The sequence below is a fragment of the Paraburkholderia sp. ZP32-5 genome (assembly GCF_021390495.1).
In the GTDB taxonomy this organism is placed as follows: Bacteria; Pseudomonadota; Gammaproteobacteria; order Burkholderiales; family Burkholderiaceae; genus Paraburkholderia.
Genome location: NZ_JAJEJP010000003.1, coordinates 534,529 through 558,375, shown reverse-complemented (window position 1 = coordinate 558,375; position 23,847 = coordinate 534,529). Strand labels below are relative to the sequence as shown.

General features: G+C 63.7%; 21 protein-coding genes. 9 read left to right on the top strand and 12 right to left on the bottom strand.

Annotation, left to right across the window (positions count from 1 at the left end; all coding sequences use genetic code 11):
- Window positions 1–5: 5 nt before the first annotated feature.
- Window positions 6–953, top strand: a complete 948-nt coding sequence (locus L0U82_RS35005; protein WP_233838212.1) for a LysR family transcriptional regulator — start codon at window positions 6–8, stop codon at window positions 951–953.
- 13 nt (window positions 954–966) lie between these two features.
- On the opposite strand, the gene L0U82_RS35000 is transcribed toward L0U82_RS35005, so the two are convergent.
- Together L0U82_RS35000 and L0U82_RS34995 are read right to left on the bottom strand one after the other, a co-directional pair.
- A complete protein-coding gene (locus L0U82_RS35000; RefSeq protein WP_233838211.1) occupies window positions 967–2,280 on the bottom strand; it encodes an MFS transporter in 1,314 nt (437 codons plus the stop codon).
- Between the two features lie 166 nt (window positions 2,281–2,446).
- On the bottom strand, window positions 2,447–3,373 hold the full coding sequence (locus L0U82_RS34995) for an SMP-30/gluconolactonase/LRE family protein (RefSeq protein WP_233838210.1): 927 nt from the start codon (window positions 3,371–3,373) through the stop codon (window positions 2,447–2,449).
- A gap of 227 nt (window positions 3,374–3,600) precedes the next feature.
- Here L0U82_RS34995 and L0U82_RS34990 point away from each other — a divergent pair, with 227 nt between their 5' ends.
- Together L0U82_RS34990 and L0U82_RS34985 are read left to right on the top strand one after the other, a co-directional pair.
- Window positions 3,601–4,545: a hydroxymethylglutaryl-CoA lyase gene (locus tag L0U82_RS34990; RefSeq protein ID WP_233838209.1), complete on the top strand. Its 945-nt coding sequence runs from the start codon at window positions 3,601–3,603 to the stop codon at window positions 4,543–4,545.
- A 135-nt stretch (window positions 4,546–4,680) separates the two neighbouring features.
- On the top strand, window positions 4,681–6,003 hold the full coding sequence (locus L0U82_RS34985) for an MFS transporter (protein ID WP_442793713.1): 1,323 nt from the start codon (window positions 4,681–4,683) through the stop codon (window positions 6,001–6,003).
- A 192-nt stretch (window positions 6,004–6,195) separates the two neighbouring features.
- Here the strand turns inward: L0U82_RS34985 and L0U82_RS34980 are convergent, their stop codons facing one another.
- Window positions 6,196–7,674: a CoA transferase gene (locus L0U82_RS34980; protein ID WP_233838208.1), complete on the bottom strand. Its 1,479-nt coding sequence runs from the start codon at window positions 7,672–7,674 to the stop codon at window positions 6,196–6,198.
- 224 nt (window positions 7,675–7,898) lie between these two features.
- Between L0U82_RS34980 and L0U82_RS34975 the strand changes: the two genes are divergently transcribed.
- A complete protein-coding gene (locus L0U82_RS34975) occupies window positions 7,899–8,675 on the top strand; it encodes an enoyl-CoA hydratase/isomerase family protein (RefSeq protein WP_233838207.1) in 777 nt (258 codons plus the stop codon).
- Between the two features lie 91 nt (window positions 8,676–8,766).
- Here the strand turns inward: L0U82_RS34975 and L0U82_RS34970 are convergent, their stop codons facing one another.
- The gene (locus L0U82_RS34970) at window positions 8,767–9,966 is read right to left on the bottom strand and encodes a CaiB/BaiF CoA transferase family protein (RefSeq protein WP_233838206.1); all 1,200 of its coding nucleotides are present in this window, start codon (window positions 9,964–9,966) and stop codon (window positions 8,767–8,769) included.
- A 138-nt stretch (window positions 9,967–10,104) separates the two neighbouring features.
- Here L0U82_RS34970 and L0U82_RS34965 point away from each other — a divergent pair, with 138 nt between their 5' ends.
- Window positions 10,105–10,836, top strand: coding sequence for an IclR family transcriptional regulator (locus tag L0U82_RS34965; RefSeq protein ID WP_233838205.1), 732 nt, complete (start codon window positions 10,105–10,107; stop codon window positions 10,834–10,836).
- Between the two features lie 36 nt (window positions 10,837–10,872).
- Here L0U82_RS34965 and hyi read toward each other — a convergent pair whose 3' ends face one another.
- The 7 genes from hyi to L0U82_RS34930 all read right to left on the bottom strand — a co-directional run bounded on the left by hyi (window position 10,873) and on the right by L0U82_RS34930 (window position 17,858).
- Complete coding sequence (gene hyi / locus L0U82_RS34960) at window positions 10,873–11,649, bottom strand: hydroxypyruvate isomerase (protein ID WP_233838204.1); 777 nt, start codon at window positions 11,647–11,649, stop codon at window positions 10,873–10,875.
- A gap of 55 nt (window positions 11,650–11,704) precedes the next feature.
- A complete protein-coding gene (locus L0U82_RS34955) occupies window positions 11,705–12,610 on the bottom strand; it encodes an acyl-CoA thioesterase (RefSeq protein ID WP_233838203.1) in 906 nt (301 codons plus the stop codon).
- Between the two features lie 7 nt (window positions 12,611–12,617).
- Complete coding sequence (locus L0U82_RS34950; RefSeq protein WP_233838202.1) at window positions 12,618–14,177, bottom strand: tripartite tricarboxylate transporter permease; 1,560 nt, start codon at window positions 14,175–14,177, stop codon at window positions 12,618–12,620.
- Window positions 14,178–14,180: 3 nt separating this feature from the next.
- The gene (locus L0U82_RS34945) at window positions 14,181–14,672 is read right to left on the bottom strand and encodes a tripartite tricarboxylate transporter TctB family protein (RefSeq protein ID WP_233838201.1); all 492 of its coding nucleotides are present in this window, start codon (window positions 14,670–14,672) and stop codon (window positions 14,181–14,183) included.
- Window positions 14,673–14,693: 21 nt separating this feature from the next.
- On the bottom strand, window positions 14,694–15,755 hold the full coding sequence (locus tag L0U82_RS34940; RefSeq protein ID WP_233838200.1) for a porin: 1,062 nt from the start codon (window positions 15,753–15,755) through the stop codon (window positions 14,694–14,696).
- A gap of 149 nt (window positions 15,756–15,904) precedes the next feature.
- Window positions 15,905–16,879: a Bug family tripartite tricarboxylate transporter substrate binding protein gene (locus L0U82_RS34935; protein WP_233838199.1), complete on the bottom strand. Its 975-nt coding sequence runs from the start codon at window positions 16,877–16,879 to the stop codon at window positions 15,905–15,907.
- A gap of 13 nt (window positions 16,880–16,892) precedes the next feature.
- Window positions 16,893–17,858: an SMP-30/gluconolactonase/LRE family protein gene (locus L0U82_RS34930; RefSeq protein WP_233839328.1), complete on the bottom strand. Its 966-nt coding sequence runs from the start codon at window positions 17,856–17,858 to the stop codon at window positions 16,893–16,895.
- A gap of 122 nt (window positions 17,859–17,980) precedes the next feature.
- Here L0U82_RS34930 and L0U82_RS34925 point away from each other — a divergent pair, with 122 nt between their 5' ends.
- The gene (locus L0U82_RS34925; protein ID WP_233838198.1) at window positions 17,981–18,139 is read left to right on the top strand and encodes a hypothetical protein; all 159 of its coding nucleotides are present in this window, start codon (window positions 17,981–17,983) and stop codon (window positions 18,137–18,139) included.
- A gap of 47 nt (window positions 18,140–18,186) precedes the next feature.
- On the opposite strand, the gene L0U82_RS34920 is transcribed toward L0U82_RS34925, so the two are convergent.
- The gene (locus tag L0U82_RS34920; RefSeq protein ID WP_233838197.1) at window positions 18,187–19,017 is read right to left on the bottom strand and encodes an IclR family transcriptional regulator domain-containing protein; all 831 of its coding nucleotides are present in this window, start codon (window positions 19,015–19,017) and stop codon (window positions 18,187–18,189) included.
- A gap of 626 nt (window positions 19,018–19,643) precedes the next feature.
- On the opposite strand from L0U82_RS34920, the gene L0U82_RS34915 reads away from it, so the two are divergent.
- The 3 genes from L0U82_RS34915 to L0U82_RS34905 all read left to right on the top strand — a co-directional run bounded on the left by L0U82_RS34915 (window position 19,644) and on the right by L0U82_RS34905 (window position 23,742).
- Entirely contained in the window at window positions 19,644–20,486 is an 843-nt protein-coding gene (locus L0U82_RS34915) for an enoyl-CoA hydratase/isomerase family protein (protein WP_233838196.1), read from the top strand.
- Between the two features lie 156 nt (window positions 20,487–20,642).
- Complete coding sequence (locus tag L0U82_RS34910) at window positions 20,643–22,820, top strand: acetate--CoA ligase family protein (protein WP_233838195.1); 2,178 nt, start codon at window positions 20,643–20,645, stop codon at window positions 22,818–22,820.
- 28 nt (window positions 22,821–22,848) lie between these two features.
- Window positions 22,849–23,742 carry a 2-hydroxy-3-oxopropionate reductase gene (locus L0U82_RS34905; RefSeq protein ID WP_233838194.1) on the top strand — a complete coding sequence of 298 codons (894 nt, stop codon included), beginning with the start codon at window positions 22,849–22,851 and terminating at the stop codon, window positions 23,740–23,742.
- Window positions 23,743–23,847: the final 105 nt, after the last annotated feature.

Below are 23,847 nucleotides of genomic sequence, written 5' to 3'. Positions count from 1 at the left end.
GCCTTATGAATCCGACTCTTCGTCAATTGCAAGCTTTCGTGCTCGCTTACCGGCTCGGCGTGCTCACCCGCGCGGCCGACCAGATGTTCATCACGCAATCGGCCGCCAGTGTGCTGCTGCGGCAGCTCGAAGAGGGGCTCGGCATCAAGCTGTTCGATCGCACGTCCCGAACCCTTCGTCCCACCGCGGCCGCCCATGAAATGCTGCCCACCGCGGAGCGCATGCTGCGCGATCTCGACGTGCTGAAAGCGGGCGCGCGCGGCATCAACGAGCGCCGCCGCGGGCGGCTCAGTTTCGCGTCGACGCCATCGGTGGCTGCCGCGGTGCTGCCCACGCTGCTCGCCGATTACCGTATTCGCTATCCGGACGTCGAAGTGGCGATGCAGGATGTCGCGCCCGACCGGCTAACCGTGCCGGTGCTCAGCGAGGAAGTGGAATTCAGCATCGGCACGCTCGGCAGCAAACCGGAAGGGATCGAGCTTCAATGTCTGACGCGCGACCATATCAGCGCGATCTGTCTGGCCGATTCGCCGCTCGCGCGTCAGCATCGCGTGACATGGGACGATGTGTTGAAGCTGCCCTGCATCACCGTCAAGCAAGGCAACGGGATTCGCGATCTGATCGATGCCGCGCTGCGCGATCGCGGCGAGCGCATGAAGCCCGCTTACGAAGTGTCGTATCTGTCGACCGCGCTGTCGTTCGCATCGGCCAATCTCGGCGTGGCGGTGTTGCCTGCCGTGCTGCTCGATTCGCTTGCGTACCACAAGCTGACCGCGCGGCGTATCGAACAGCCGGCCGTGCCGCGTGATATCCAGCTCATTACGCACGCCGAGCACACGCTGTCGCCGGCCTCGCTCGGCTTCGTCGAACTGTGGTACGAGCGCATGGGCATGCCCGGCGATCTCGCGGTGCGCACGGTGCCGCGCGAAACGCACGCGCAACTGGGTCATTAATCGACGCGCCACGCTATGTACGCGTGGTCAGCTTCAGCGACCACGCGAGCAGCGTACCCACTAGCAGCACTGCGGCGATGCCGAGCATGCCGGCATCGTATGAATGCGTGAGATCCTTCAGCCAGCCGAACAGACCCGGTCCGACGAAGCCGCCCAGCGAGCCGATGCAGTTGATCGCCGCGAACCCGCCGGCCGCGGCGGCGCCGGTCAAGAAGGTAGACGGTATCGTATAGAACACGGTGCGCGCGGCGATCGTGCCGGCAATCGCCAGCACGAGGCACACGAGTGTGACCGCGAACGACGGAAACACCACCGCGCACACGAGCCCGCAAGTCGCCAGGATCATCGCGGCCATCAGGCTCGCGACGCGGCGTCCGCTGCGATCGACATAGCGCGCGGCCACGATCGTTGCTACCGATGCCGCCAGAAACGCGACGCTCGACCACCAGCCCACCGCGCTGAGCGACAAGCCATGTCCCTTCAGAATCAGCGGCAGCCACAAGCCGATGCCGTACGAGCCGATCGTAAAACTGAACGTGATGAAGGCGAGCGTCACCACACGAATATCCTTGCATGCGGCCAGCAGATTTTTCTTCGGGCGATCGTGCGTTTCGGAGGCGAGCGCATCGAGCAATGCACGCCGTTCGTCCGCCGCGAGCCATGTCGCGCCGGCCGGCGTATCGCGCAGCACCTTCAGCGCCACTACACCAAGCAGCACGGCGGGCAAGCCCTGCAGAATGAACATCCATTGCCAGCCGCCGAGTCCGAACCAGCCGTCGAGGCGCAGCAGCGCCACTGAAAGCGGCGCGCCGAGCGTCTGCGATACCGGCGCGGCCACCGCGAACCAGGCCAGCACCCGGGTGCGATAGCTGGCCGGAAACCAGATCGAGATGTACCAGATCACGCCCGGGAAAAAGCCCGCCTCGAAGGCGCCGAGCAGAAAGCGCAGCACGTAGAAGCTGATCGGCCCCGCGGTCAACGCCATCGCCATCGCAGCAATGCCCCACGTGATCATGATGCGCGCGATCCAGCGGCGCGCGCCGTAGCGATACATCGCGAGATTGCTCGGCACCTCGAACACGCAATAGCTGATGAACAGCATCCCCGCGCCCCAGCCGAACTGTGTCGGCGTGAGGCCGACTGCTTTGTTCATCTGCAACGCCGCGTAGCTGACGCTGGTGCGGTCGAGAAAATTGACCAGATAGCACAGCGACAGGAACGTAATCAGACGCCATGCGTTCTTGCGCACCGCGCGCTGCAACGCGGTGTCGGATTGCGTGGCTTCGCTTGATGCGGGAGAGGCGTCGAGAGGGCGCGCGTCGTTCATGCTGTCTCCTTGCGGAGTCGTTGCGCTCCGCTGTGTGTTTTGCTACTCGCTCATCGCTTTGTATGGCGTTGTGTTGCCGTGTATTGCCAGGGATTGCCACGTATTGCGATGTATCGCTGTGTGCCCGCATCCGTTTGTTCGACTGACGCGGGCTACACGCAGGTACTCAGCCGCGACGGCGCGGCAGCGCAATGCCCGGATGCGGCATGTCGGCGACGAGGATGCTGCCCGTCATCGATTCGGTCATGAAAAGCTGACGGCGCTCCGGGCCGCCGAACGCGACATTGGTCACCGTCGGCCCGGCCGCCGATTTCACGCGCGCGATGCATTCGCCATTCGGCGCGAACAGAAACACATGGCCGAGCGATGCATGCGCGACCGCCAGGTTGCCGGCTTCGTCCATCGCGAGTCCATCGGGACCGCTGGTGCCGAACATCGAGCAGAAGCGCCCTACCTTCGCGACGCCGCCCGATGCCGACAACGGCGCGCGCCAGATTGCGTTGTCGCGTGTCATCGCGACATACAGACACTGTTCATGGACGTCGAGCACGAGCCCGTTCGGACTCACGCCATTGTCGATCAGACATTCGAGCCGGCCGTCCGCAGCGAGCCGGAACACGCGGCCAGTCGGATCGTGCAAGCCGGTCTGGCCCTGGTCGGTGAAATAGATATCGCCGTTCGATGCGATCGCGAGGTCGTTGATGCCCTTGAACGACTCGGCGTTACGCCGCGCCAGCAACGCGCGCACACGGCCGTTCACCGGATCGAGTTCCATCAGGCCGTTGCGATAGTCGGCGATCAGGATGCGGCCGTCCTGATGAAACTTCAGCCCGTTCGGCTCGCCTTCATATTGCGCGACGACCTGCCATGCACCGGCCGGCGTAATACGCAGCACGCGGCCATAAGGGATATCGACGATATACAGATTGCCGTCGGTGTCGAATGCCGGACCTTCGATAAAGCTTTCCACCGACTGCCCCGGCTTGTTCGCCTGGGCCCATGCGGACACCTGACCTTTCTGCCGCAATTCTTCAGGCATGGCGCTCCAGATGCGGGATTCGATCAGGCGTGGTGGTTGATCCAGATACATCATGGGCAAATCTCTCGGTCGAATTGAAATACGTGCGGGCGGTGTTGCGGCAGGCAGGATACTGCCGATGCTTCACACTCGCCATAATTCTTTCCTATAGAACGATATTCTAAAATATACGCGAGCTAGACGAAGCACGTCAAGATTGCTTGACACTGGACGGTCGCTCTCCGTAACATGGAATAAAGACAGAATGTCATTCTATTAGATAGAACACGGAGCGCAGTGCAATGAATTCCGACAGCACCGGCGTGCTGATCAGCGAAGTCGGCCCGCGGGACGGCTTGCAGAGCGTCACCACCATCATGAGCACGGCAGCGAAGTGCGCGTGGATCGACGCGCTGGCGCGCGCCGGCCTGCGCGAGATCGAAGTCGGCTCGTTCGTGCCGGCTACGCTGCTACCGCAAATGGCCGATGCCGCGCAAGTGGTCGCGCATGCGCTGACGCTGCCCGGCTTGCGCGTCGCCGCGCTGGTGCCGAACCGGCGCGGCGCCGAAAGCGCGTTGGCAGCCGGTGTGCACAAGATCACCGTACCGTTTTCGGTCAGCGAACCCCATTCGCTTGCGAACGTGCGCAAGACTCACGCGCAGATGTTCGACGAACTCGCCTCCATCGTCGCGTTGCGCGACGCGCGCTATCCGGACATCGAAATCGAAGCGGGACTCTCCACCGCGTTCGGCTGCACGCTGCAGGGCGTCGTGCCGGAAGACGACGTGCTGCGTATTGCCGTCGCCGCGCGGCAATGCGGCGTCGACGAAGTGGGACTGTCGGACACCGCGGGCTACGGCAACCCGGCACAGGTCAAGCGTCTGTTCAGACGTTTGCAGCAGGAACTCGGCGCGGCGGCCGGCGGCGCGCATTTTCACAATACGCGCGGCCAGGGGCTCGCTAACGTGGTTGCCGCGCTCAACGCCGGCGTGACGACGTTCGACGCGTCGCAAGGCGGCATCGGCGGCTGTCCTTATGCGCCCGGCGCGACCGGCAACATCGTTACCGAAGACCTCGTGTTCCTGCTGGAAGCGATGGGCGTGCCGACCGGCATCGACATCGAGCAATTGATCGCCGCGCGCGAGCGGCTGGCAGCCGGGCTGCCGGGCGAACCGCTGTACGGTTATCTGAATGCGGCCGGCCTGCCGAAGGGCTTCAGTTACGCCACCGGTCAACCGGCGCAATAGCGCGACGTGCGATGAACGACTACCCGCGCCCGTGGCGATGCATCCACACGCGCTTGAGCGCTTGAGCGCCGAGCCACCCAGCAGCCGATAACAGGCCGCCGCGCTACCCAAACAAAACACACACAGGAGACTTCAATGCAGCATGCCGCGCAGCCCGAAATGGGCACGCTCGCCGCCTCACCCGACGACCTCGCCGAACTGGAGCGCAGTGCGATCCGCAAGGCCGGCTGGCGGCTCATACCGATCGTCGCGCTGGGCTATTTCCTCGCGTATCTGGACCGCACGAGTGTCGGTTTCGGCGCGCTGACGATGCTCAAGGCACTGCAGATCAGCGAGACCCAATTCGGTCTCGGCGCGGGCCTGATGTTCGCCGCGTACTGCCTGTGCGAAGTGCCGAGCAATCTCGGCCTGTATCGCTACGGCGCGCGCAGATGGATCGCGCGCATCATGATCTCGTGGGGGCTCGCCGCGGCCGCGACGGCGCTCGCGGTCGGGCCGAACAGCTTCTACCTGACGCGGATTCTGCTGGGTGTTGCCGAAGCGGGCTTCTTCCCCGGCGTGATCTTCTATCTGACGCTGTGGTTTCCGACGCCTTACCGGACCCGCGTGCTCGCATGGTTCACGGTATCCACGCCGTTGTCGTCGTTTATCGGCGGCCCGCTATCGGTGTCGTTGCTGCATCTGGACGGCCTGCTCGGTCTCGCGGGCTGGCAATGGATGTTCATCGTCGAAGGGCTGCCGGCATGCGTGCTCGGCATCGTCACGTTGTACATGCTCACCGACCGTCCCGCCGACGCCAAATGGCTGACGCCGGGCGAACGCGATGCACTGGAAGGCGCGCTCGCGCGCGACGCAAAGATCAACCATGCGCCGACGCACTCGTTCCTGCCGGCGCTGCGCGACCCGCGCGTGTATATCCTCGGCCTGATCTCGTTCAGCTTCTCGATGGGCTCGTACGGTGTCGCGATCTGGCTGCCGCAGATCCTGAAGGGACACGGCATCAGCATCACGATGACCGGCTGGCTGTCCGCGATTCCCTACTTCTTCGCGAGCGTGCTGATGCTCGTGTGGGCGGCGCATGTCGACCGCACCGGCAAACGCATTCTGAATCTGGCGTTGACCTGCGTGCTCGGCGCGCTTGGCCTCGTGTTCTCGATCATGTTCAATCAGCTGATGCCCGCGCTGGTCGGTATCACGTTCGCGTTGATCGGCACGATTACCGCGCGCACGGTGTTCTTCACGATTCCGAGCCGGTTCCTGAGCGGACAGGCGGCCGCCGGCGGTATTGCGCTGATCAACTGTATCGGCGCGTTTGGCGGCTTCGTTGGGCCTTATCTGGTGGGCTTTTTGAAGGACAAGACCGGCGCGTTCTCGGCGGGGATGATCGGCATGGCGGTGGTGCTGGTCATTGCGACCGCGCTGAGCGTGTCGTTGCGCGCATTCATGAAGGATGGTTGAGGTAGAGGCGCCGTTGCTTGTGGCTTTGAGTGCTTGCGGCGGCGAATAGACGACGGATACGAAGCAAACACGAAGCGGATACAACCCGCGCGTACAAAGAGCAACAACGCAGCAACAAAGCAGCAGCGTCAAGCGGCGCACCGGACCTCCTCCCGGTGCGCCGCTCTTTTTATTTGCGTCAACCTATCCGCGTCAGCCGTTCAGCCAGGCGGTGCGCGCATGCGTGAGCCACACCGCTTCGTCACCGCCCAGACGCGGCGTCGGCAGCACCCAGCGGCACGGCGTCTCGGACATCTTCAACACCGGCCCCAACGTGCGCAGCGGACCATAACAGGTCTCTTCATCGACATAGAGTGGTTTCAGCGCGTCTTCGGAGAGCTTGCCGGGCGCGTCACCGAATGCGTCGACCAGACCGCGCCGTTGCGCGAACATCGCGGCCTGGCACAACGACACATGCACGCGGTAGCTGCCGCCCTCGCGCGCGCGCCGCGCCAGCGCCAGCATCGCGCCGTAGGCGGCCAGATAGCCGGTCGTGTAGTCGCACATCGGCGCGAACACGAGCTTCGGTTGACCCGCACCCGTCAGGCGCCCGTTTGCTTCGCATACGCCGGTGACTGCCTGCGCGATCTGTTCCCAGCCCGCGCGCTCCGCGAATGGGCCGCCGGAGCCGAAGCAACTGACCGTCACGTGCACGATGCCGGGCCGCAACGCGGCGAGCTGCTCCGCGCCGAAGCCTCGCGCGGCGAGACGCCCAGGCCGATAGCCATCGATGAACACGTCGGCCTCGCCCGCAAGCAAAGCAAGACGCGCGGCGTCGGTCGCGAGCTTCACATCGAGAAAGCAACTACGCTTGCCATGACTCGTGTCGCGCACGTGTTCCGGCGTTTGCGGCAAGCCACGGCTCGTCACCATCAGCACGTCGGCGCCATGCTCGGCCAGCGTGCGGCCGGCGATCGGGCCGGCGAGGATACGCGTCAGATCCAACACGCGCGTGCCGGACAGCGGACGCGTGCCGGGGATGAACGGCTCCGGCGCGCTGTCGCCGATACGCTCGATTTCGATCACCGGCCGCTCGGCCAGATAGCGTCCCTGCGGATGTGCGAGCCATTCGTCGCGCGAACGGATCGTGCCGCCGCACGCGCCGGCCGCGGCGATCGCCTCTTCGAGTTCATCGGCATTCCAGCGCGCGACCGCGGCCTGCACCGCTTGCGGCGTGCTTTCGCACTTCAGCACGTCGAGCACGCGCGCCGCCAGATTCGGCAAATTGAAATGCGGCAGCAGCCAGCGGCCGTCGGCGGTGCGCCATGGCTGCGTGACCGTCAGCATATGCGCCATCGTCTGCGGAATCGGCACGTGCTCATACGTGCCGTCACGATTCGGCGCGCGCGTGTAATCGACGGTGCGCAGCGTGGCCGCTGCTTCGCTGACGTCGACCTTGATCTGCTGACGGCGGCCCGTGCGCATTTCCCAGATATCGCTAGCGGCAACGCCGACCGCCGCCAGCGCCGCAGCGGCGCTTTCACCGACGCGAAACGGCGTCGGATAGAACGGATCGTGGCCCGCCATCGTCACTTCCGCGCGCGCGGCGGGATTGCCGCCGCGGATTGCCAGCAGTTCGTCGAGTGCCGCCTGTTTGCCTTCGGGGAGGGTCGTGGTGTCGTTTTCGCTCATTGATGCCTCGTTGATGCCTCGTTGAATCGACGCGCCGGCAAGCCGTTTTTTGCTCTACCTTTGCGTTCTATCTTATAGATTTACGTTCTGTCTATGTTCTTTCAATTCGATCGATGCGTCAACCGACGGCTGCTCGCACAGTTTGACTTTTGTCCGTGCGAAATGGATACTTTTAGAACTTGATTCCATCATTTAGAACGTTATTTTTCAGCGAATCGAAACTCATGTCAGAACTCGTCGTCGTTACCCGGCATCCGCATTGGGCCACTATCCGTCTGGCGCGCGCGACCAAGCGCAATGCGTTGAACCGCGAAATGCGCGACGCGCTGCGTGCGCATCTGGAAGCGCTGAAGGCCGATACGCGCGTGATCGTGCTGACCGGCACCGACGCGGTGTTTTGCGCCGGTCTCGATCTGAAAGAACGCGAAACCGAAAAAGCCGCGGGGCAGCCCGATACGGCGGGTGAAGAAGCGATCGAACTGAACGTATCGATGCGCGAACACCCGGCAGTATTTATCGCGGCGCAAAACGGCCTTGCGTTGGGCGCCGGCGTTACGCTCGTCAATTCATGCGATCTCGCGATTGCTGCCGATAGCGCGACGTTCGGCTGTCCGGAAATCGGCTTCGCGACCTATGCGAGCATGGCCGGCCCGACGGTGCAGCAAACCGTGCAGCGCCGGCGCGCGGCATGGCTGCTGCTCACAGCGGAGCGGATCGACGCGGCCACCGCGGAGCGCTGGGGATTGATCAATGAAGTGGTCGGCGCGCAGGACCTCGATGCGCGGGTTGCGCAACTGGCCGGGCACATCGCGCAGTTCGATCCCGTGGCACTGCGCGAAATCAAGCAGGCGCTCAACCGGATACCGACGGACATCACCGGCTGGCGCGCCGGCATGGAATACGGGCAGACCGTCAACGACACGATTCGCCGTGAGACGGCGGCGGCAGCGCAGGGGCTTGCGCATTTCGCGCAAGGGGGGCGTAATCCTGGCCAGGGTTGAATCGCTGAGTTGCTGATTCATTCAGCGAGCCCTGGCATGTGACGAACACGGCGCGCGCGTTTTGCGCATGCGCCGTGCGTGCCCCGCAAGCTCAGATCGCCCCACTCTCGCGCAGCGCGTCGATTTCGTGTTGCGTGAACCCAAGCGATGTCAGCACGCGTTGCGTGTCCTGACTCAAACGCGGCGGCGGCGCATCGACCGCCGGCGTCGCGCCGTTGATCTTGAAGCCGGTGCGCACCACGCGAATATCGCGCCCGACGCCCGGACAATCGTCGAACCTTGCGATCATGCCGCGCTCGCTGATCTGCGGATGATCGAGCGCGTCGGGCACGCTCAGCACCGGCCCCGACGGAATACCCGCTTGCGTCAGCAACGGCCACCACGCGTCGGCGGATTGCGCGGCGAGCGCATTCTCCAGTTCCTGCTTCAGTTCGAAACGATGCGTGAGCCGCGCCTGCCGCTCACTAAAACGCGTATCGACGATGAGTTCGGGCCGGCCGACCACGCGGCACAGCGCCTCGAACTGCTCCTGCTTGTTGGCCGCGATATTGAGCAGGCCGTTTGCGGTACGGAATGCGCCCGACGGGCTCGCGGTGATGTTCTCATTGCCCATCGGCTTCGGCTGCTGACCGGCGATCAGATAGTTCGATACGGCCCAGCCCATCGTCGCGAGCGTGGCTTCGAGCATCGATACGTCGATGAACGTCGCTTCGCGCCGTGGCTGCCGCGCGAGTGCGGCCGCGATCGCAAACGCCGCGGTAATGCCGCCGATCGTATCCGCAATCGGATAGCCGACGCGCAACGGCGCGGCCGCTTCATCGCCAGTGATGCTCATCACGCCCGACATGCCCTGAATGATCTGGTCGTAGGCGGGCAGCTCGCGCAACTCGCCTTGCTGGCCGAACCCGGAAATCGCACAATACACCAGCTCCGGCTGCAAGGTCTTCAGCGTGTCGAAATCGAAACCGAGCCGCTGCATCACACCGGGCCGATAGTTTTCGACCACCACGTCGGCCGTTTTCACGAGGCGCCGGAACACCTCCTTGCCCTCTTCGCTCTTCAGGTTGATCGTGACCGACTGCTTGCCGGCGTTCTGCGCGAGAAACGACACGCCCATCTTCGCGCGGTTCAGTTGCGGGTCCGCGCCGAGCTGGCGCGCGAGATCGCCGCTGCCGGGCGTTTCGATCTTGATGACCTCGGCGCCCATATGCGCGAGCTGATGACAGCAAAACGGACCCGACAGCACGTTCGTCAGATCCAGCACCCGCACTCCATTCAACGGCCCAGCCATCCACACTCCTTTCGCCTTCCGACCGCATACCGATCCAGCATGCCGAACGGCGTTTCAAAAGATAGAATCATGTTCTATTATAATGAAAATCCGATCGAAGATAAAATACGTTCTTTCCACAGGGAGGTTCAACAGCGGATGCCACGCAAGCCAAATCAACCATCGGTCGCCGACCTCAATGCGGCGGACGGCGGCGTCGCCGCGGTCGACCGCGCGCTGTCGCTGCTCGAAGTGTTCTCCGTCAGCGAGCCCGAAGTCGGGCTGATGGAGCTGTCGGAGCGCACGCAGATGTACAAGAGCACGGTGCTGCGGCTGCTCGCTTCGCTCGAACACGCGGGGCTCGTGGTACGCACTGGGGATGGGCTGTACCGGCTCGGGCCGGCGATTGCGCGGATGCACCATGTCTACGCATCGACGTTCTCGCTAGGTGACGTCGTGATGCCGGTGATGCGCAGGCTGGTCAAGGAAACCGCTGAAAGCGCGGCCTATTACGTGCCGCAGGGCGACAAGCGCGTGTGTCTGTTTCGCGTGGATTCACCGCAGCCGGTGCGCGATCACCAGAATGTCGGCGATGTATTGCCGCTCGATCGCGGCGCGGGCGGCCGGGTGCTGTCCGCGTATCTCGGCGGCAAGGGGGCGATGTACAAGCGGATCCGGCGCGAGCAGTCGGTGATCCTGTCCGGCGACCGTGCGCCGCAACTCGCCGGTATCGGCGCGCCGGTGTTCGGTGCGAACGGCCGGATCGAAGCGGCGATCGTGTGCACGATGCCGTCCGAGCGGATGAAAGAGGAATTCGAGCCGCTCGTGAAGCGGGCGGCCCGTGAAATCACCGCGTTACTCGGGCATCCGTATCCGGATGCGGAAAGCTGAGGTGATGCGGCAGAGGTTGCGGTTGGGGGTTCGAGATCAGCGCTGACCGAAGCACCAGCCGAGGCCGTCGGCTGTCGGACCTTGCGGGTTGTATTCGCCCGCGACCCAGCCGTCGTAGCCGATCTTGTCGAGCCTGTCGAACAGGAACGGGTAGTTGATTTCACCGGTGCCCGGCTGATGCCGGCCCGGATTGTCGGCGACCTGAATATGGCCGATGCGCGGCAGCAGCCGTTCGATCGTCGCCGCCAGTTCGCCTTCGGCGCGCTGCATGTGATAGATGTCATATTGCAGCCAGAGGTTGGCCGCGCCCGCGTCGTCGATCGCCTGGATCGCGCGCGCCGACGTATCGAGCAGGAAGCCCGGAATATCGCGGCTATTACAGGCTTCGACCATCACGCGAATGCCCGCGCTCGCCGCCTGCTGCGCCGCGTAGCGCAGGTTGTCCGTGAGCGTCGCCCACACACGCGCCGGCTCTTCGCCGGCCGGCGCGATCCCCGACAGACAGTTCAGACGTTCGACGCCGAGCGGCACCGCGTATTCGAGCGCGCGTGCCACGCCGTCGCGGAAGTCCTGCACGCGCGCAGGCAGGCACGTCAGGCCGCGCTCGCCCGCGGCCCAATCACCGGCGGGAAAGTTGTGCAGTATCACGGTGAGTCCATTGGCGTCGAGGCGTTGACGAATCTCGCTCACCGCGAATGGGTACGGGAACTGAAACTCGACGGCCTTGAAGCCGGCTTTCGCGGCGGCGTCGAAACGGTCGAGAAACGGCACCTCGGCGAACATCATCGACAGATTGGCGGCAAAACGGGGCATGGGAATTCTCGTATCGGTTGAAGGAAATCGGCTCGGGCGTGCCGCATTAGCGCAATCAGCGCAATCGGATCAGCGCTTCCTGCATGACGGTCGCGACGCGGTTGCCGGCGAGGTCGTAGACGGCCGACTGACTCAGTCCGCGGCCGCCCGATGCGCTCGGACTCGTCATCTGATGGAACAGCCACTCGTCGGCGCGTAACGGGCGATGAAACCAGATCGAATGATCGAGGCTCGCGCGTTGCAGGCGTTTGTCCGAGCGTCCGATGCCGTGCGGCTGCAACGCGGCGAACAGCAGGCAATAGTCGGACAGGTAGGCAAATAACGCGTCGTGCAAGCCGCGCTCGGCCGGCAAGGCGATCGGCGTGCGCGTCAGGATGTGACGCTCGACGCCTGGCCGGTCGTTTTCATAAGGGTCCCAGCCGGACGTGAAAAACTCGACCGGCGCGCGGTAAAACCTCGTACCTGCGAGTTCGGCTTCGTGCTTCCAGCGCGGGCCCCATGCAACGAGGTCGGTGTTGTCGATCTCGCACGCGTCGCCCGCCATGCTCTCTTCCGGCGATAGCGGAAATGGCGTCTGGTGCGCGAGACCAGGCTCGTCGTCCTGAAACGACGCGAACATCTGAAAGATCGTGCGGCCACCCTGGCTCGCCGCGACGCGGCACGACGTGAACGTGCCGCCGTCGCGCAGCGTTTCGACCGCGTAGTCGATACTCCCTTCGCGCCCCGCATCGACGAACATCGCGTGCAGTACGTGCGGGCGCCGCGTGGTGGTTTTCGACGCGGCCATCAGCGCCTGGGCGACGAGCAGGCCGCCGAAGATGCGCGGCCGGCCGCTGTTCGCCGAGCCGCGAAAATGCGCCGACCCGAGCCGCTCGATGTTCAGCATGTCGAGCACGTGCGCGGTGTCATGCAACGCGTCGTCGTATTCGGGACGCGAAGCGCGGAGTTCGTTCAGTCGCATCGGTGCCTCAATCGTCGAGTTGCACGGCTGCGTCGCCGAGATCGCCACGCGCGGGCGGAATCACCGGGCCGCTTCGCCCACGGCAAGCTCGCCACAGCGCGAAGCCCGCTTGCGCGACGATCAGGAATGCCGCGATGCCGAGAAACGTCGCGCTGATCGGATGCGACACGAACACCGACAGATTGCCGCGCGACAACAGCAATGCGCGGCGGAAATTCTCCTCGACCATCGGACCCAGCACGTAGCCCAGCATGATTGGCGCCACGGAAAAGCCGAGCACCGAAAACACCACGCCGATCAAACCGAACACCAGCACTTCGCCGACTTCGAACAGGCTGTTGTTGGTGCTGTAGACGCCCACCGCGATGAAGAACAGCGCCGCCGGAAACATCAACCGATACGGCACTTGCAGCAGCTTGACCCACAGGCCGATCAGCGGCACGTTCAGGCCGACCAGGATCAGGTTGCCGATCCAGAAGCTCGCGATCAAACCCCAGAACAGATCGGCGTGTTCGGTGATCAGCAACGGACCGGGCTGGATGCCCTGAATCAGCAGTGCGCCGAGAATTAGCGCCATCACCGAATCTCCGGGGATGCCGAGGCTCATCGTCGGAATGAAGTCGACCTGCGTCTTCGAGTGCGACGCGGCTTCGGGACTCGCGACACCCGCCAATTCGCCCTGCCCGAAATGCTCGCCGCGCTTATGCACTTTCTTTTCGAGTGCATAGGCAACGAACGTCGTCACGGTCGGTCCCGTGCCGGGCATCGCACCGAACAGCGTGCCGACCAGCGTGCCGCGCACCATCGGCATGAACGCCTGCTTCAACTCCGCGCGGCTTGGCCGCATGTCGCGAAACCGCAGTTTCGGCCGGGCGACGACTTCCATGCCGTTCACGTTGCGCAGAAACTCCGTGACACCGAAGAGTCCGAGTGCGAGCGCAACCAGTTCGACGCGATCCGACAACTCCGCGAAGCCGAACGTGAAGCGCTGCACGCCGCTGTTCACATCGGTGCCGACGATGCCGACCAGCAAGCCGAACACCGTCATCGCGACGCCCTTGACGGCCGAGCCGCGCGACAGCGTACCGCCCGCCACGAGGCCCAGCAGCATGATCGAAAACAGCTCCGGCGGACCGAACTTGAACGACACGCTGACGAGCAGCGGCGACGCGAACACCATCACGACAATCCCGACCGACGCAGCGAAAAACGACGACACCATCGTGATGCCGAGCGCAGTGCCGCCGCGCCCGGCTTTCGTCATCGGATAGCCGTCGAGACATGTCACCGCATGCGGCGGATGGCACGGCAGATTGAGCAGGATCGCGCCGATCGCGCCGCCGTACTGCGAGCCGTAGAAAATGCCGGCGAGCATCAGGATCGCCGCGACCGGCTGCATCGTATAAGTGAGCGGCAGCAGGATCGAAATCGCGGACAGCGCGCCCATGCCAGGCAGCACGCCGATCAGGTTACCGACCAGCACGCCGAAGAACGACCACATCAGGTTATGCGGCGTCAGCGCGACGCCGAAACCCTGCCAGAGATCAGCCAACGTATGAGCAATCATGGCTCACCCCCATGCAAACAACGGAAATTGCAATTGCAGCGCCCACCAGAACACCACGACGCAAACCACGCAAATCGCCGCGGCCAGCAACGCGGCGTCCCGAACCGAATTGCGCCGGTCGCCCAGCGCGGAGATGAAGACGATCGCGAAGGTCGCCGGCACGAAGCCGCCGTATCGCGCGATCACGACGAAGGCGACGATGCTCAGCACGATGCAGCCCCAGCCGCGCCATTGCATCGCCGCCACGCTGCCGCGGCTCGCCTGACCGCCCCGCGCGCCCTGGATCGCGACGATCACGCCGAGCAATGCCATCAGCACACCGAGCACGACGGGAAAAAAACCCGGACCCATCGCCGATAGCGTGCCGACGCTGTACTGCCGCCCGGCTGCCACCGCATACAGGCCCAGCAGGATCAGCAGCGCCCCGCCGTAGTAATCGCGGTTAAAGCCACGCGGCTTTGGTGCGTGCGCACCGGCCGTCCATTCCTCGTTCACGCCTTCTCCTTGCTTGTTTCATCAGAACCGGTGACGCAGGCCGACCATGACTCCGAGCCGGTTGTTGTTGCCGTACAGGCTGGCCGAACCGAGCGCCGTGTTGTTCGCGAGTTGCACCCAGCCACCGCTGAGTTTCGTGTAATCCACTTCGGTATACACGTCGGTCCGTTTGCTCAGGAAGTAATCGAGCACGAGGCCGGTAGTGAATCGCGTACCGTCGCCATTTGGTCCAGGATGCTTGAGCTTGTCAAGCCACGTCGATGCAAGAAACTGCCATTCCGGTGTCAGCCAGTACGTACCGCCGAGCGAGAAAGTCTGGTTGCGATAGTTGGCGACATCGAGCTGGCTATTTTCGTAGTGACCGTACAGCTTGAACGGTCCCACCTCGTAGGTGCCGCCCAGGCCCCACACCAGTTGGCGGCTCGCCAGCGACGCCGGCACCGCGCCGAAATACGCTGAGCTGACATCTTCCGACGACTGGATGAACGCACCCACTTCGAAGTTCTTGCCGTCGTATATCGCACTCGCGCCGCGCACGGCATTCGCGTTAATATCACCCGCGACACCGCCGAACGTGTATTGGCCGCTCACCGTGAGGCCGCCGAACGACTTCGTGTACTTCACCATGTTGTCGTTGCGCAGGCCAGTAATGTTGCCGCCTTCGAATGACAGCAGTGCATTATTGGCAAGCTGGAACACATCCCATTTGGCGATGGCCACGTGCGCGATCGTGTATTGACGGCCGAGATAAATCCCGCCGAATGCGCCTTCGAGTCCGACATAGGACATCCGTCCGAACAGTCTGCCGCTCTGATTCGCAGTACCCGTGGTCGGCGTGAAACCGTTCTCGAGTACGAACAACGCACGCATGCCGCTGCCTAGATCCTCCACGCCGCGCAAGCCGAAGCGGCTGCCGGTCACGGCGCCGTCGCCGGCGGACACCTTGCTGTTGCCTTGGGGATTTTCATTGGTGCTGTAGCGTACCGTCGCGTCGACGATACCGTACAGCGTGACGCTCGACTGCGCGTGCGCGAGAGTGGCGCAGCCGAGAACGGCGCCAGCGGCAATGGCTTTTCTTAACATGGGAGAGTCTCCATTTGTTTTATTGAGCGATGCCTCGAGAAGGTCCGGCACCACATTTGTAGTACTTATCAAACTACCAACGACCATCTCCAACATGGTCGATCGATGCGCACCGTCAGTCCGCGCGCATCGAATCCAGCATCGTTATTTCATCGCTTGATCTTGCCCGACGCGAATAGCGCCGCCCACTTCGACGTCTCTTCGTTGAGCGTCTTGCCGAAAGCGTCGGCGCTTCCGTATGCCGGGTCGAGTCCCTGATTGGCGAGACCCTGCTTGACTTCCGGATCCTCGAGTGCTCGCCGGATCGCGTCGTTCAGCACGGTCGCGGCGGCATCGGGTGTGCCTGCCGGCGCCAGAAAACCCCACACGCCAGCGACATTGAAATTGGCGAGACCGACCTGCGCGAACGTGGGGACATCCGGCAGCGCGGGAGAGCGGGTGTCACCTGTCGTCGCGATGGCGCGCAGCATGCCCGAGCGGATCAGCGGAATCGCGGCGACGTTATCCATCGAAATCGCCACGTGATTCGCAATCACATCGTTCAATGCGGGGCCGCTGCCGAGATACGGCACATGGACGATATCGAGACCAGCCGTCTGCTTGAACTGCTCCATCACGAGATTCGGCGCGCTGCCGATGCCGGGTGACGCATAGCTATATTTGCCCGGCTGCGATTTCACGGTGCTCACGAACGACTTGTAGTCTTTGGCCGGAAACGAAGGAGTCACGACCAGCACGTAGTGCACCGAACCAATCGTGGCGAGCGGGCGAAAACTCTTGACCGGATCGTACGCAAGATTGGGGTACATCTCCTTGCTCGTGGTCTGCTGGATCGCATTGACGAGCGTGATGGTGTAGCCGTCCGCCGGCGCACGCGAGGTGAAGTCCACACCGATCGTGCCACCCGCGCCCGGACGGTTGAACACGACCACCGGCTGCCCGAGTTCCTGCGTGAGCTTCTTGCCGATGATGCGTGCGATGACGTCGCTCGCGCCACCCGGCGCGAACGGCACGATCAGGCGAATCTGCCGCGCCGGGAAGCTCGCGGCATGCACTAGCGTCGCGGGCGTCAATGCGCATGCAACGAACGCCGCGATCGCAGCCTTTCTGATCAGGCGAATCATGTTTGTCTCCTGTTTATCGAGATGAAAACACCGCATCGTTCACATCTTTCGCGCGATAGGTGCCATGTAGCGGCAGACCCGGCACCGGCCATTCGATTTCGACGAGACGGCCGGCATAGGCTTGAGTGACATAGGCGCGCCGCAGTTCGGGACCGCCGAAGCAGAGGTTCGTCACGTGCGTGTCGCCCGGCACCTCGACGAAGCGGCTGCCGCTGCCATCGGCCTTGCAGACCGTGATGCCGCCACGATCGAGCGTGCCGACGCACACGTCGCCGCTTGCATCGACCGCGAGCGAATCGAAGCGCATGTAGGCCGGCGCCGCGTGCACGAGTCGCCCGCCGTGCGGCGAAGACGCCGAGGCTTTCACCGGCACTGCGAGGCGGCCAGGCGCGACAAGCGGCCATGCCCAAACGCGCGCGGTTTCGGTTTCGGACACATAGAGCGTGGCACCGTCGGGCGAAAGTCCGACGCCGTTCGGCCGACTGATCGGGAAGATGATTTCCTCGATCGATGAGCCATCGGCGCGCGCGTAATATACCGCCCCGCGTTCGACGATGCGCTCGCGCGTCTTGCCCGTGTCGGTGAAATAGAAACCGCCATGCGCATCGAACACGAGATCGTTGGGGCCACGCAGCGGCTCGCCGTTCGCCTCGCGATAAAGCACCGAAAACTCGCCCGTATCGATATCGACGCGCTCGATGCGCCCGCCGCTATAGTCGCTGGCGGCACCGGCAGTGACGTAGGCGCCCTCGTCGTTGCGGTCCCAGTCGAAGCCGCCGTTGTTGCAGACATAACATGCGCCGTCCGGCCCGATCGCCGCGCCGTTCGGGCCACCGCCCAGTTCAGCGACAATCGATTTACGGCCGTCCAGCCAGATGCGCGTCAGGGTTTGCCGACGAATTTCCACGACCAGCAGACTCCCGTCGCCGAGCCAAACCGGCCCTTCGGGGAACCACAGGTCCTCTGCGATGACACGCATAGACATCAGCCTTCGATCCTTGTGAATGTTGTCTCGTAATTTGTTCTTTCAGCGCACACAAGTGCGTTGTGTGGACACATTACTGAGGTCATCCAGCACTGTCAATGCGGAATTATTGTGCGATGCAGCGATTTGCAGCCGTCACGACCGTGCGCTATGGGCCGCGCCAGCGGCGTGGTCAAGGCGAAAAAAAAGCAGCCGAAAAATCGGCTGCCCGTTGTGCAAAAGTACCTGATAAAAAAGCCCAGCTAAATAATCAGATCGACGGCCCCTTCAAATGAATAATATGCGCGCCTTTAAATTTCGACGATGACGATATAAATTCCTGTCAGCCTTGATTCTGCAAAATCAGGCTGATGCTGGCCGCCGCCGCCTGCAGCGGCGGCAACAGGTTTTCGGCCGGACTATTTGCCATCGGGTCGGCGCCGTGACAGTGCACGCTGATCGCGGCTACCACCTTGCCGCTGCGGTCCCGCACCGGCGCCGCGATCGCGATCAGGCCCGGTTCGAGTTCGTTGCGGATCATGCTCCAGCCGTGCTGCCGTGCATGGTCGACGATCTCGAGCAGTTTGTCGTGATCGGTCACCGTGTTCGACGTGCGCGGCTCCACCGCCGCGGCGGACAGCACCTCGGCGGCCTGCTCCGGCGGCAGACCGGCCAGCAGCACCCGGCCGAGCGCCGTGCAATACGCGGGAAAGCGTCGCCCCACTGATAAATCGACAGTCATCAGCCGATTCGGCGCGGCAATGCGCAACACGCAGACGATTTCATCGTCGTCGAGCACCGCCATCGAACTCGGCTGATGCGTCGCGGCGCTGAATTTCTCGAGCACCGGCTGCGCGAGGCGCCACACAGGCTGCGACGCCAGATACGCGAAACCCAGGTCGAGCACTTTCGGGGTCAGGCGAAACAGCCTGCCATCCTGCGCGACATAGCCGAGCTGCAGCAGCGTAAGGAGGATGCGACGCGCGCCGGCACGCGTCATGTTGGTTCGCTGGGCCACCTCGGAGACGGTTTGCGCCGCGGCCTGCTCGTCGAAGCAGCGCAGCACGCTCAATCCACGGGCAAAGGACTGCAGGTAATTGCTGCTGGAGCCTTGCGTTTCGGCCGCGCTGTCGATTTCGTCGTCGGGGGATTGGGTTGTTGGTCTGTCGTTCATCAGGGCGTTAGGTCGGTAGGCGTCTTGAGCGCCGGCCCGCGCATTGTCTCAGCCGGCGCCGCTGGCGCCAACTGGCAGCCGGCAGACGCATCCATATCGCGTTATCGGAAATATATATCACATTTGATGCGCCAATCTCCCGTTTTCAATAAATCGAGAATCGAAGCAGGGAATTTCCGGGGCATCGAAGTCCATCCGGTGATTAATGTGCAAATACGCATTCGGCGAAATTCCTTTAAATATCTGGGCGTGAATAAAACGCCAATTACGCAATTAGGTCGATGCGGCTCCGTCAACGTTTTCCCTGGGCCTCACGCATACGCAACATGCGTCTCTCCGGCACCCGATCAGTGTTGCATGTTCGCAGCGCGCACGGTTTTCCCTCGTTGACATCACAAGCTTCAATGGATATTGTGCTCTCTCAACGCACTAGTGTGCGCTGTGAGAACAAAATCGACTGAGACATCCTCGGGTCTGCAGCAACCTCGACCCGTGGTTATCCGTGAGACGGCAGTCGCGTGCACCGCGTCTGCCATCCGATCCGATCTCGCTGATGCCGGATCCGTGCCTCGTCACGCGCCGTGCGCCCACGCCGTCCCAACATTTCCACGCAGGAGTTGCGCAACATGCCCGTCACCTATGAAAGCACCTATTCGCCGTCCATGGCGCCCCAGAACCTCAAGCACATCATCTATGAGAAGAAGGGCCACGTTGCGTATGTGACGATCAACCGCCCGCAGACGCGCAACTCGCTGCATTCCGAAGCCTACGCGGAACTGCGCGCATGCTGGCACGACATCGGCCTCGACCCGAACATCTACTGCGGCATCGTGACGGGCACGCCGGAAGGCAAAGCGTTCAGCTCGGGCCGTGACGTGAAGTTCCTCGCCGACCACCAGGCCGCCGGCAAACGCACGCCGCACGAAGACCCGTCGAGTCCCACCTATCACTGGGGCGGCGGCGGCCAGCCGAGCGATGCGAACCTCGAAAAGCCGCTGATCGCCGCAATCAACGGACTCGCGATCGGTGTCGGACTGAGCCTCGCGTTGCAATGCCAGTTGCGCGTGATGTCCGAGGACGCCTGGATCGGCGACACGCACACGAAGATCGGCCGGGTTGGCTCGCCGCACAATCTGTATGAAGCACTGCCGCGCACCGCGGCCGCGTACCTGACGCTATGCAACGGCCGCCTCGGCGCGCAGGAGTGTTACCAGCTCGGCATCGTCAATCGCGTGGTGCCGGCGGACAAACTGATCGAAGCGGCCGAAGAACTGGCCGAAAAGGTCTGCGCCGGTTCGCCGCTCGCGAGCCAGGCCGTCGTGCGTCTGTATCGCCTGAGTGCCGCGTTCCCGCCCGCGCTCGTCGCCTACGCGAAGCAACAAGACAAGGAAACCGGCGAAAGCGAAGACGGCCTGGAAGGCGTGCGTGCGTTCAAGGAAAAGCGCAAGCCGGTCTGGAAGATGCGTTAAGCAAGCGCTGCCGTGTATTGCGCCGGGCCGTTGCTGCGCCCGCGCGATACACGGTAGCGCATCAACGTTCAGGTTCCACACGCGCTCCGCTCAAGCTTCGATCACGTTCCCCCGCTCATCCAGGCTCCCGCCTCTTCGTCCCGTCACGATCCTCTTATGACTCAAGTCGCCAGCCTCTCAGGTTCACCCGACCTTGCTTCGCCCGCTGCCGCATCCGGCAGCGAACCCTTCGGCGCGCTCACGCCGCTGCTCGCCCCGCGTTCCATCGCTGTGATTGGTGCATCCGACCGCCCCGGCAATCTCGGCGGTGTCGCGGTCAACTATCTGCGCAAATTCCGTTTCGCCGGTCCGATCTGGCCGGTCAATGCCGGTAAGCCGACCGTCGCCGATCTGCCGTGCTATGCGTCGCTCGGCGCGCTGCCCGGCACGCCCGATCTCGCGATCGTCGCCGTCCCCGCCGATTCGGTGCTCGACGTGGTACGCGAATGCGCCGACGCGGGCATTCGCGCCGCCGTCGTCTGGGCAGGCGGCTTCGCGGAACAGGGCGACGAAGGCAAAGCCCACCAGCGCGCGCTCGAAACGCTGTGCAAAGAACGCGGCATCCAGCTGTGCGGCCCGAACTGCATCGGCATCATCAATACGTCGATCGGCCTGACCGCATCGTTCACTTCGATGCTGCGCGAGCACGACACGCTGACGGCCGGCCATGTATCGATGGTCAGCCAGAGCGGCGGCATCGCCGTCAATACGCACTCGCGCGCGCAGCAACTCGGGCTGGGCTTTCGCGTCACGATCAGCTGCGGCAACGAGGCCGCGCTCGGCGTCGCCGACTTCATGCATGTGCTCGCGCAGGACGACGGCACGCGCGTGATCGCGGTGTATACCGAAGGCTTGTCGAACCCCGACGCGTTCATCGACGCTCTGCGCGAAGCGCGACGCCGCAACAAACCGGTGGTCGTACTGAAGGGCGGCGCGACCGCCGCGAGCAGTCGCGCGGCGATGGCGCACACGGGCCGGCTCGCCGGTTCCGACCGCACTTATGAAGCGATCTTCCGCGAGTTCGGCGTGATTCGCGTGTACTCGCAGGAAGAAATGCTCGACGTGTGCCTGCAACTGGCGTCGATGCGCCCTGACCAGCTCGCGAGCGGCCGCCGTGTACTGATTTCGACGTTCGGCGGCGGCAGCGGCGTGATCTGCACCGACCAGTGCGGCCGCGAAGAACTCGAAGTGCCCGCGCTCAGCGACGACGCACAGCAACGCATCGCGCCGCTGCTGACGCCGCTCAGCTCGACGCTCAATCCGATCGACCTGACGCCCGGCATGATGACGAACGCGACGCATCGCGCCAACATGCCGGCCGCGATGAATGAGCTGGCCGCGCTCGACGAAGTCGACGCATGGCTCTTCATGGCCTCGGGCTTCGGCGAACTCGCACCGGAACTGGCCGAGAAATACGACACGTTGCGCAAGACGTCGAGCAAGCCGGTTTGCCTGACCTGGCAATCGATGCCGCAGGAACTGCCGAAGCTGCTCGCAAGCCGCGGCATCTACGCGTTCACCGAACACGGCCGCGCGGTGCGCACGCTCGGCCATCTGGTTCGCCATGCAGAGAATCGGCGCCATCGCATCCGCCGCGTCGACACACCGGCCACATCGTTCGACTGGGATCGCTACGTCGCGCAAAGCAGCGACCCGCACGTGATCTCCGAAAACGTCGTCGCGGCCATTCTGGAAGCAGCCAATTTGCCGGTGGCGCGCGGACGCATCGCGAAGTCCGCTGACGAAGCCGCGCGGATGGCGCGCGAAGTCGGCTACCCGGTCGCGATCAAGGGCATTTCCGCGGCGATCACGCATCGCGCGGCGGCGGGTCTCGTCGCACTGAATGTCGACTCGGACGAAGCGGCGAAGCAGACCGCGCAACGTTTCGACGAACGCGCGGCCGCACGCGGCGTGACACTTGACGGCGTGTGGGTGCAGCACATGTTCGCGGGCTCGCAGGAACTGCTGATCACCGCGCTGCGCGACGCCGAGTTCGGCGTAATGATCGGCGTGGGCATCGGTGGCGGCATGACCGAGATCGTCGACGACGTCGCGTTTGCGCGCGCACCGCTCGACGCCGATGGCGCCTACGACCTGATCGGCACGCTGCGCACGGTGCGGCGCTTTCCGCAGTGGCTGCCCGACGCACAACGCCAGCAAACCGCGGACTGGATCGCGCGCTTTTCACAGCTCGTCGCTGGCGCGCCGTGGTCCAACTTCACGTTCGAAGTCAATCCGCTGAAGATCGGCGAGCGCGGTGTCGCGGCCGTCGACGGCCTGCTATTGATCGACTGATTTCTTTCATCATTCAAGTGAGACAGCTATGACAACCAGGGTTGGATTTATCGGGCTCGGCATCATGGGCGCCCCGATGGCCGCGAATCTGCGGAAGGGCGGCCACACGCTGTTTCTGCACAGCCGCTCGGGCGTGCCGCAAGCGTTGCGGGACGTGGGCGGCGTGCCGTGCGCGTCGCCCGCCGAGGTGGCAAGGCAAGCCGACGTGATCATTCTGATGGTGCCCGATACGCCGCATGTCGAAGCCGTGCTGTTCGGCGAGCACGGCGTGGCCTCGGCGCTCGAACCGGGCAAGACCGTCGTCGACATGAGTTCGATTTCGCCGATCGCCACCCGAACGTTCGCTCAACGGATCAATGAACTCGGCTGCGAATATCTCGATGCACCGGTGTCGGGCGGCGAGGTCGGCGCAAAGGCCGCATCGCTGACGATCATGGTCGGCGGCAAGCAGCAGACGTTCGACGCCGTCAAGCCGCTGTTCGATCTGATGGGCCGCAATATCACGCTGGTCGGCGGCAACGGCGACGGCCAGACCACCAAAGTGGCCAATCAGATCATCGTCGCGCTGAATATCCAGGCAGTCAGCGAAGCGTTGCTGTTTGCGTCGAAGGCGGGCGCGGATCCGGCGAAGGTGCGCGAGGCGTTGATGGGCGGCTTCGCTGCGTCTCGCGTGCTGGAAGTGCACGGTGAGCGCATGATCAAACGGACCTTCGCGCCCGGCTTCAGAATCGCGCTGCACCGCAAGGACCTTGGGCTTGCACTGGACGGCGCGAAAGCGCTGGAGCTTGCGCTGCCCAACACGGCGGCCGTGCATGATCTGATGAACGCGGGCATGGCGCAGGGTGTCGGCGATCTCGATCATTCGGCGCTTTGCCAGATGATCGAGAAGCTGGGGGAGCATGCGATCGGGAAGACGGAGTAACGCCTAAGCGATCCGGGTTGATGGCCGGGACGAGTGTCGAAACGTCCCGGCATCCTCCAAGGCTGTTCGCGAAGGCATCAAATTGCAGAGGCATCAAATCGCGGC

Excerpts from the sequence above, each read along its gene's own strand:
- L0U82_RS35005 (WP_233838212.1), top strand. The coding sequence starts at position 6 with ATGAATCCGACTCTTCGTCAATTGCAAGCTTTCGTGCTCGCTTACCGG.
- L0U82_RS35000 (WP_233838211.1), bottom strand. The coding sequence starts at position 2,280 with ATGAACGACGCGCGCCCTCTCGACGCCTCTCCCGCATCAAGCGAAGCC.
- L0U82_RS34995 (WP_233838210.1), bottom strand. The coding sequence starts at position 3,373 with ATGATGTATCTGGATCAACCACCACGCCTGATCGAATCCCGCATCTGG.
- L0U82_RS34990 (WP_233838209.1), top strand. The coding sequence starts at position 3,601 with ATGAATTCCGACAGCACCGGCGTGCTGATCAGCGAAGTCGGCCCGCGG.
- L0U82_RS34985 (WP_442793713.1), top strand. The coding sequence starts at position 4,681 with ATGCAGCATGCCGCGCAGCCCGAAATGGGCACGCTCGCCGCCTCACCC.
- L0U82_RS34980 (WP_233838208.1), bottom strand. The coding sequence starts at position 7,674 with ATGAGCGAAAACGACACCACGACCCTCCCCGAAGGCAAACAGGCGGCA.
- L0U82_RS34975 (WP_233838207.1), top strand. The coding sequence starts at position 7,899 with ATGTCAGAACTCGTCGTCGTTACCCGGCATCCGCATTGGGCCACTATC.
- L0U82_RS34970 (WP_233838206.1), bottom strand. The coding sequence starts at position 9,966 with ATGGCTGGGCCGTTGAATGGAGTGCGGGTGCTGGATCTGACGAACGTG.
- L0U82_RS34965 (WP_233838205.1), top strand. The coding sequence starts at position 10,105 with ATGCCACGCAAGCCAAATCAACCATCGGTCGCCGACCTCAATGCGGCG.
- hyi (WP_233838204.1), bottom strand. The coding sequence starts at position 11,649 with ATGCCCCGTTTTGCCGCCAATCTGTCGATGATGTTCGCCGAGGTGCCG.
- L0U82_RS34955 (WP_233838203.1), bottom strand. The coding sequence starts at position 12,610 with ATGCGACTGAACGAACTCCGCGCTTCGCGTCCCGAATACGACGACGCG.
- L0U82_RS34950 (WP_233838202.1), bottom strand. The coding sequence starts at position 14,177 with ATGATTGCTCATACGTTGGCTGATCTCTGGCAGGGTTTCGGCGTCGCG.
- L0U82_RS34940 (WP_233838200.1), bottom strand. The coding sequence starts at position 15,755 with ATGTTAAGAAAAGCCATTGCCGCTGGCGCCGTTCTCGGCTGCGCCACT.
- L0U82_RS34935 (WP_233838199.1), bottom strand. The coding sequence starts at position 16,879 with ATGATTCGCCTGATCAGAAAGGCTGCGATCGCGGCGTTCGTTGCATGC.
- L0U82_RS34930 (WP_233839328.1), bottom strand. The coding sequence starts at position 17,858 with ATGCGTGTCATCGCAGAGGACCTGTGGTTCCCCGAAGGGCCGGTTTGG.
- L0U82_RS34925 (WP_233838198.1), top strand. The coding sequence starts at position 17,981 with ATGCAGCGATTTGCAGCCGTCACGACCGTGCGCTATGGGCCGCGCCAG.
- L0U82_RS34920 (WP_233838197.1), bottom strand. The coding sequence starts at position 19,017 with ATGAACGACAGACCAACAACCCAATCCCCCGACGACGAAATCGACAGC.
- L0U82_RS34915 (WP_233838196.1), top strand. The coding sequence starts at position 19,644 with ATGCCCGTCACCTATGAAAGCACCTATTCGCCGTCCATGGCGCCCCAG.
- L0U82_RS34910 (WP_233838195.1), top strand. The coding sequence starts at position 20,643 with ATGACTCAAGTCGCCAGCCTCTCAGGTTCACCCGACCTTGCTTCGCCC.
- L0U82_RS34905 (WP_233838194.1), top strand. The coding sequence starts at position 22,849 with ATGACAACCAGGGTTGGATTTATCGGGCTCGGCATCATGGGCGCCCCG.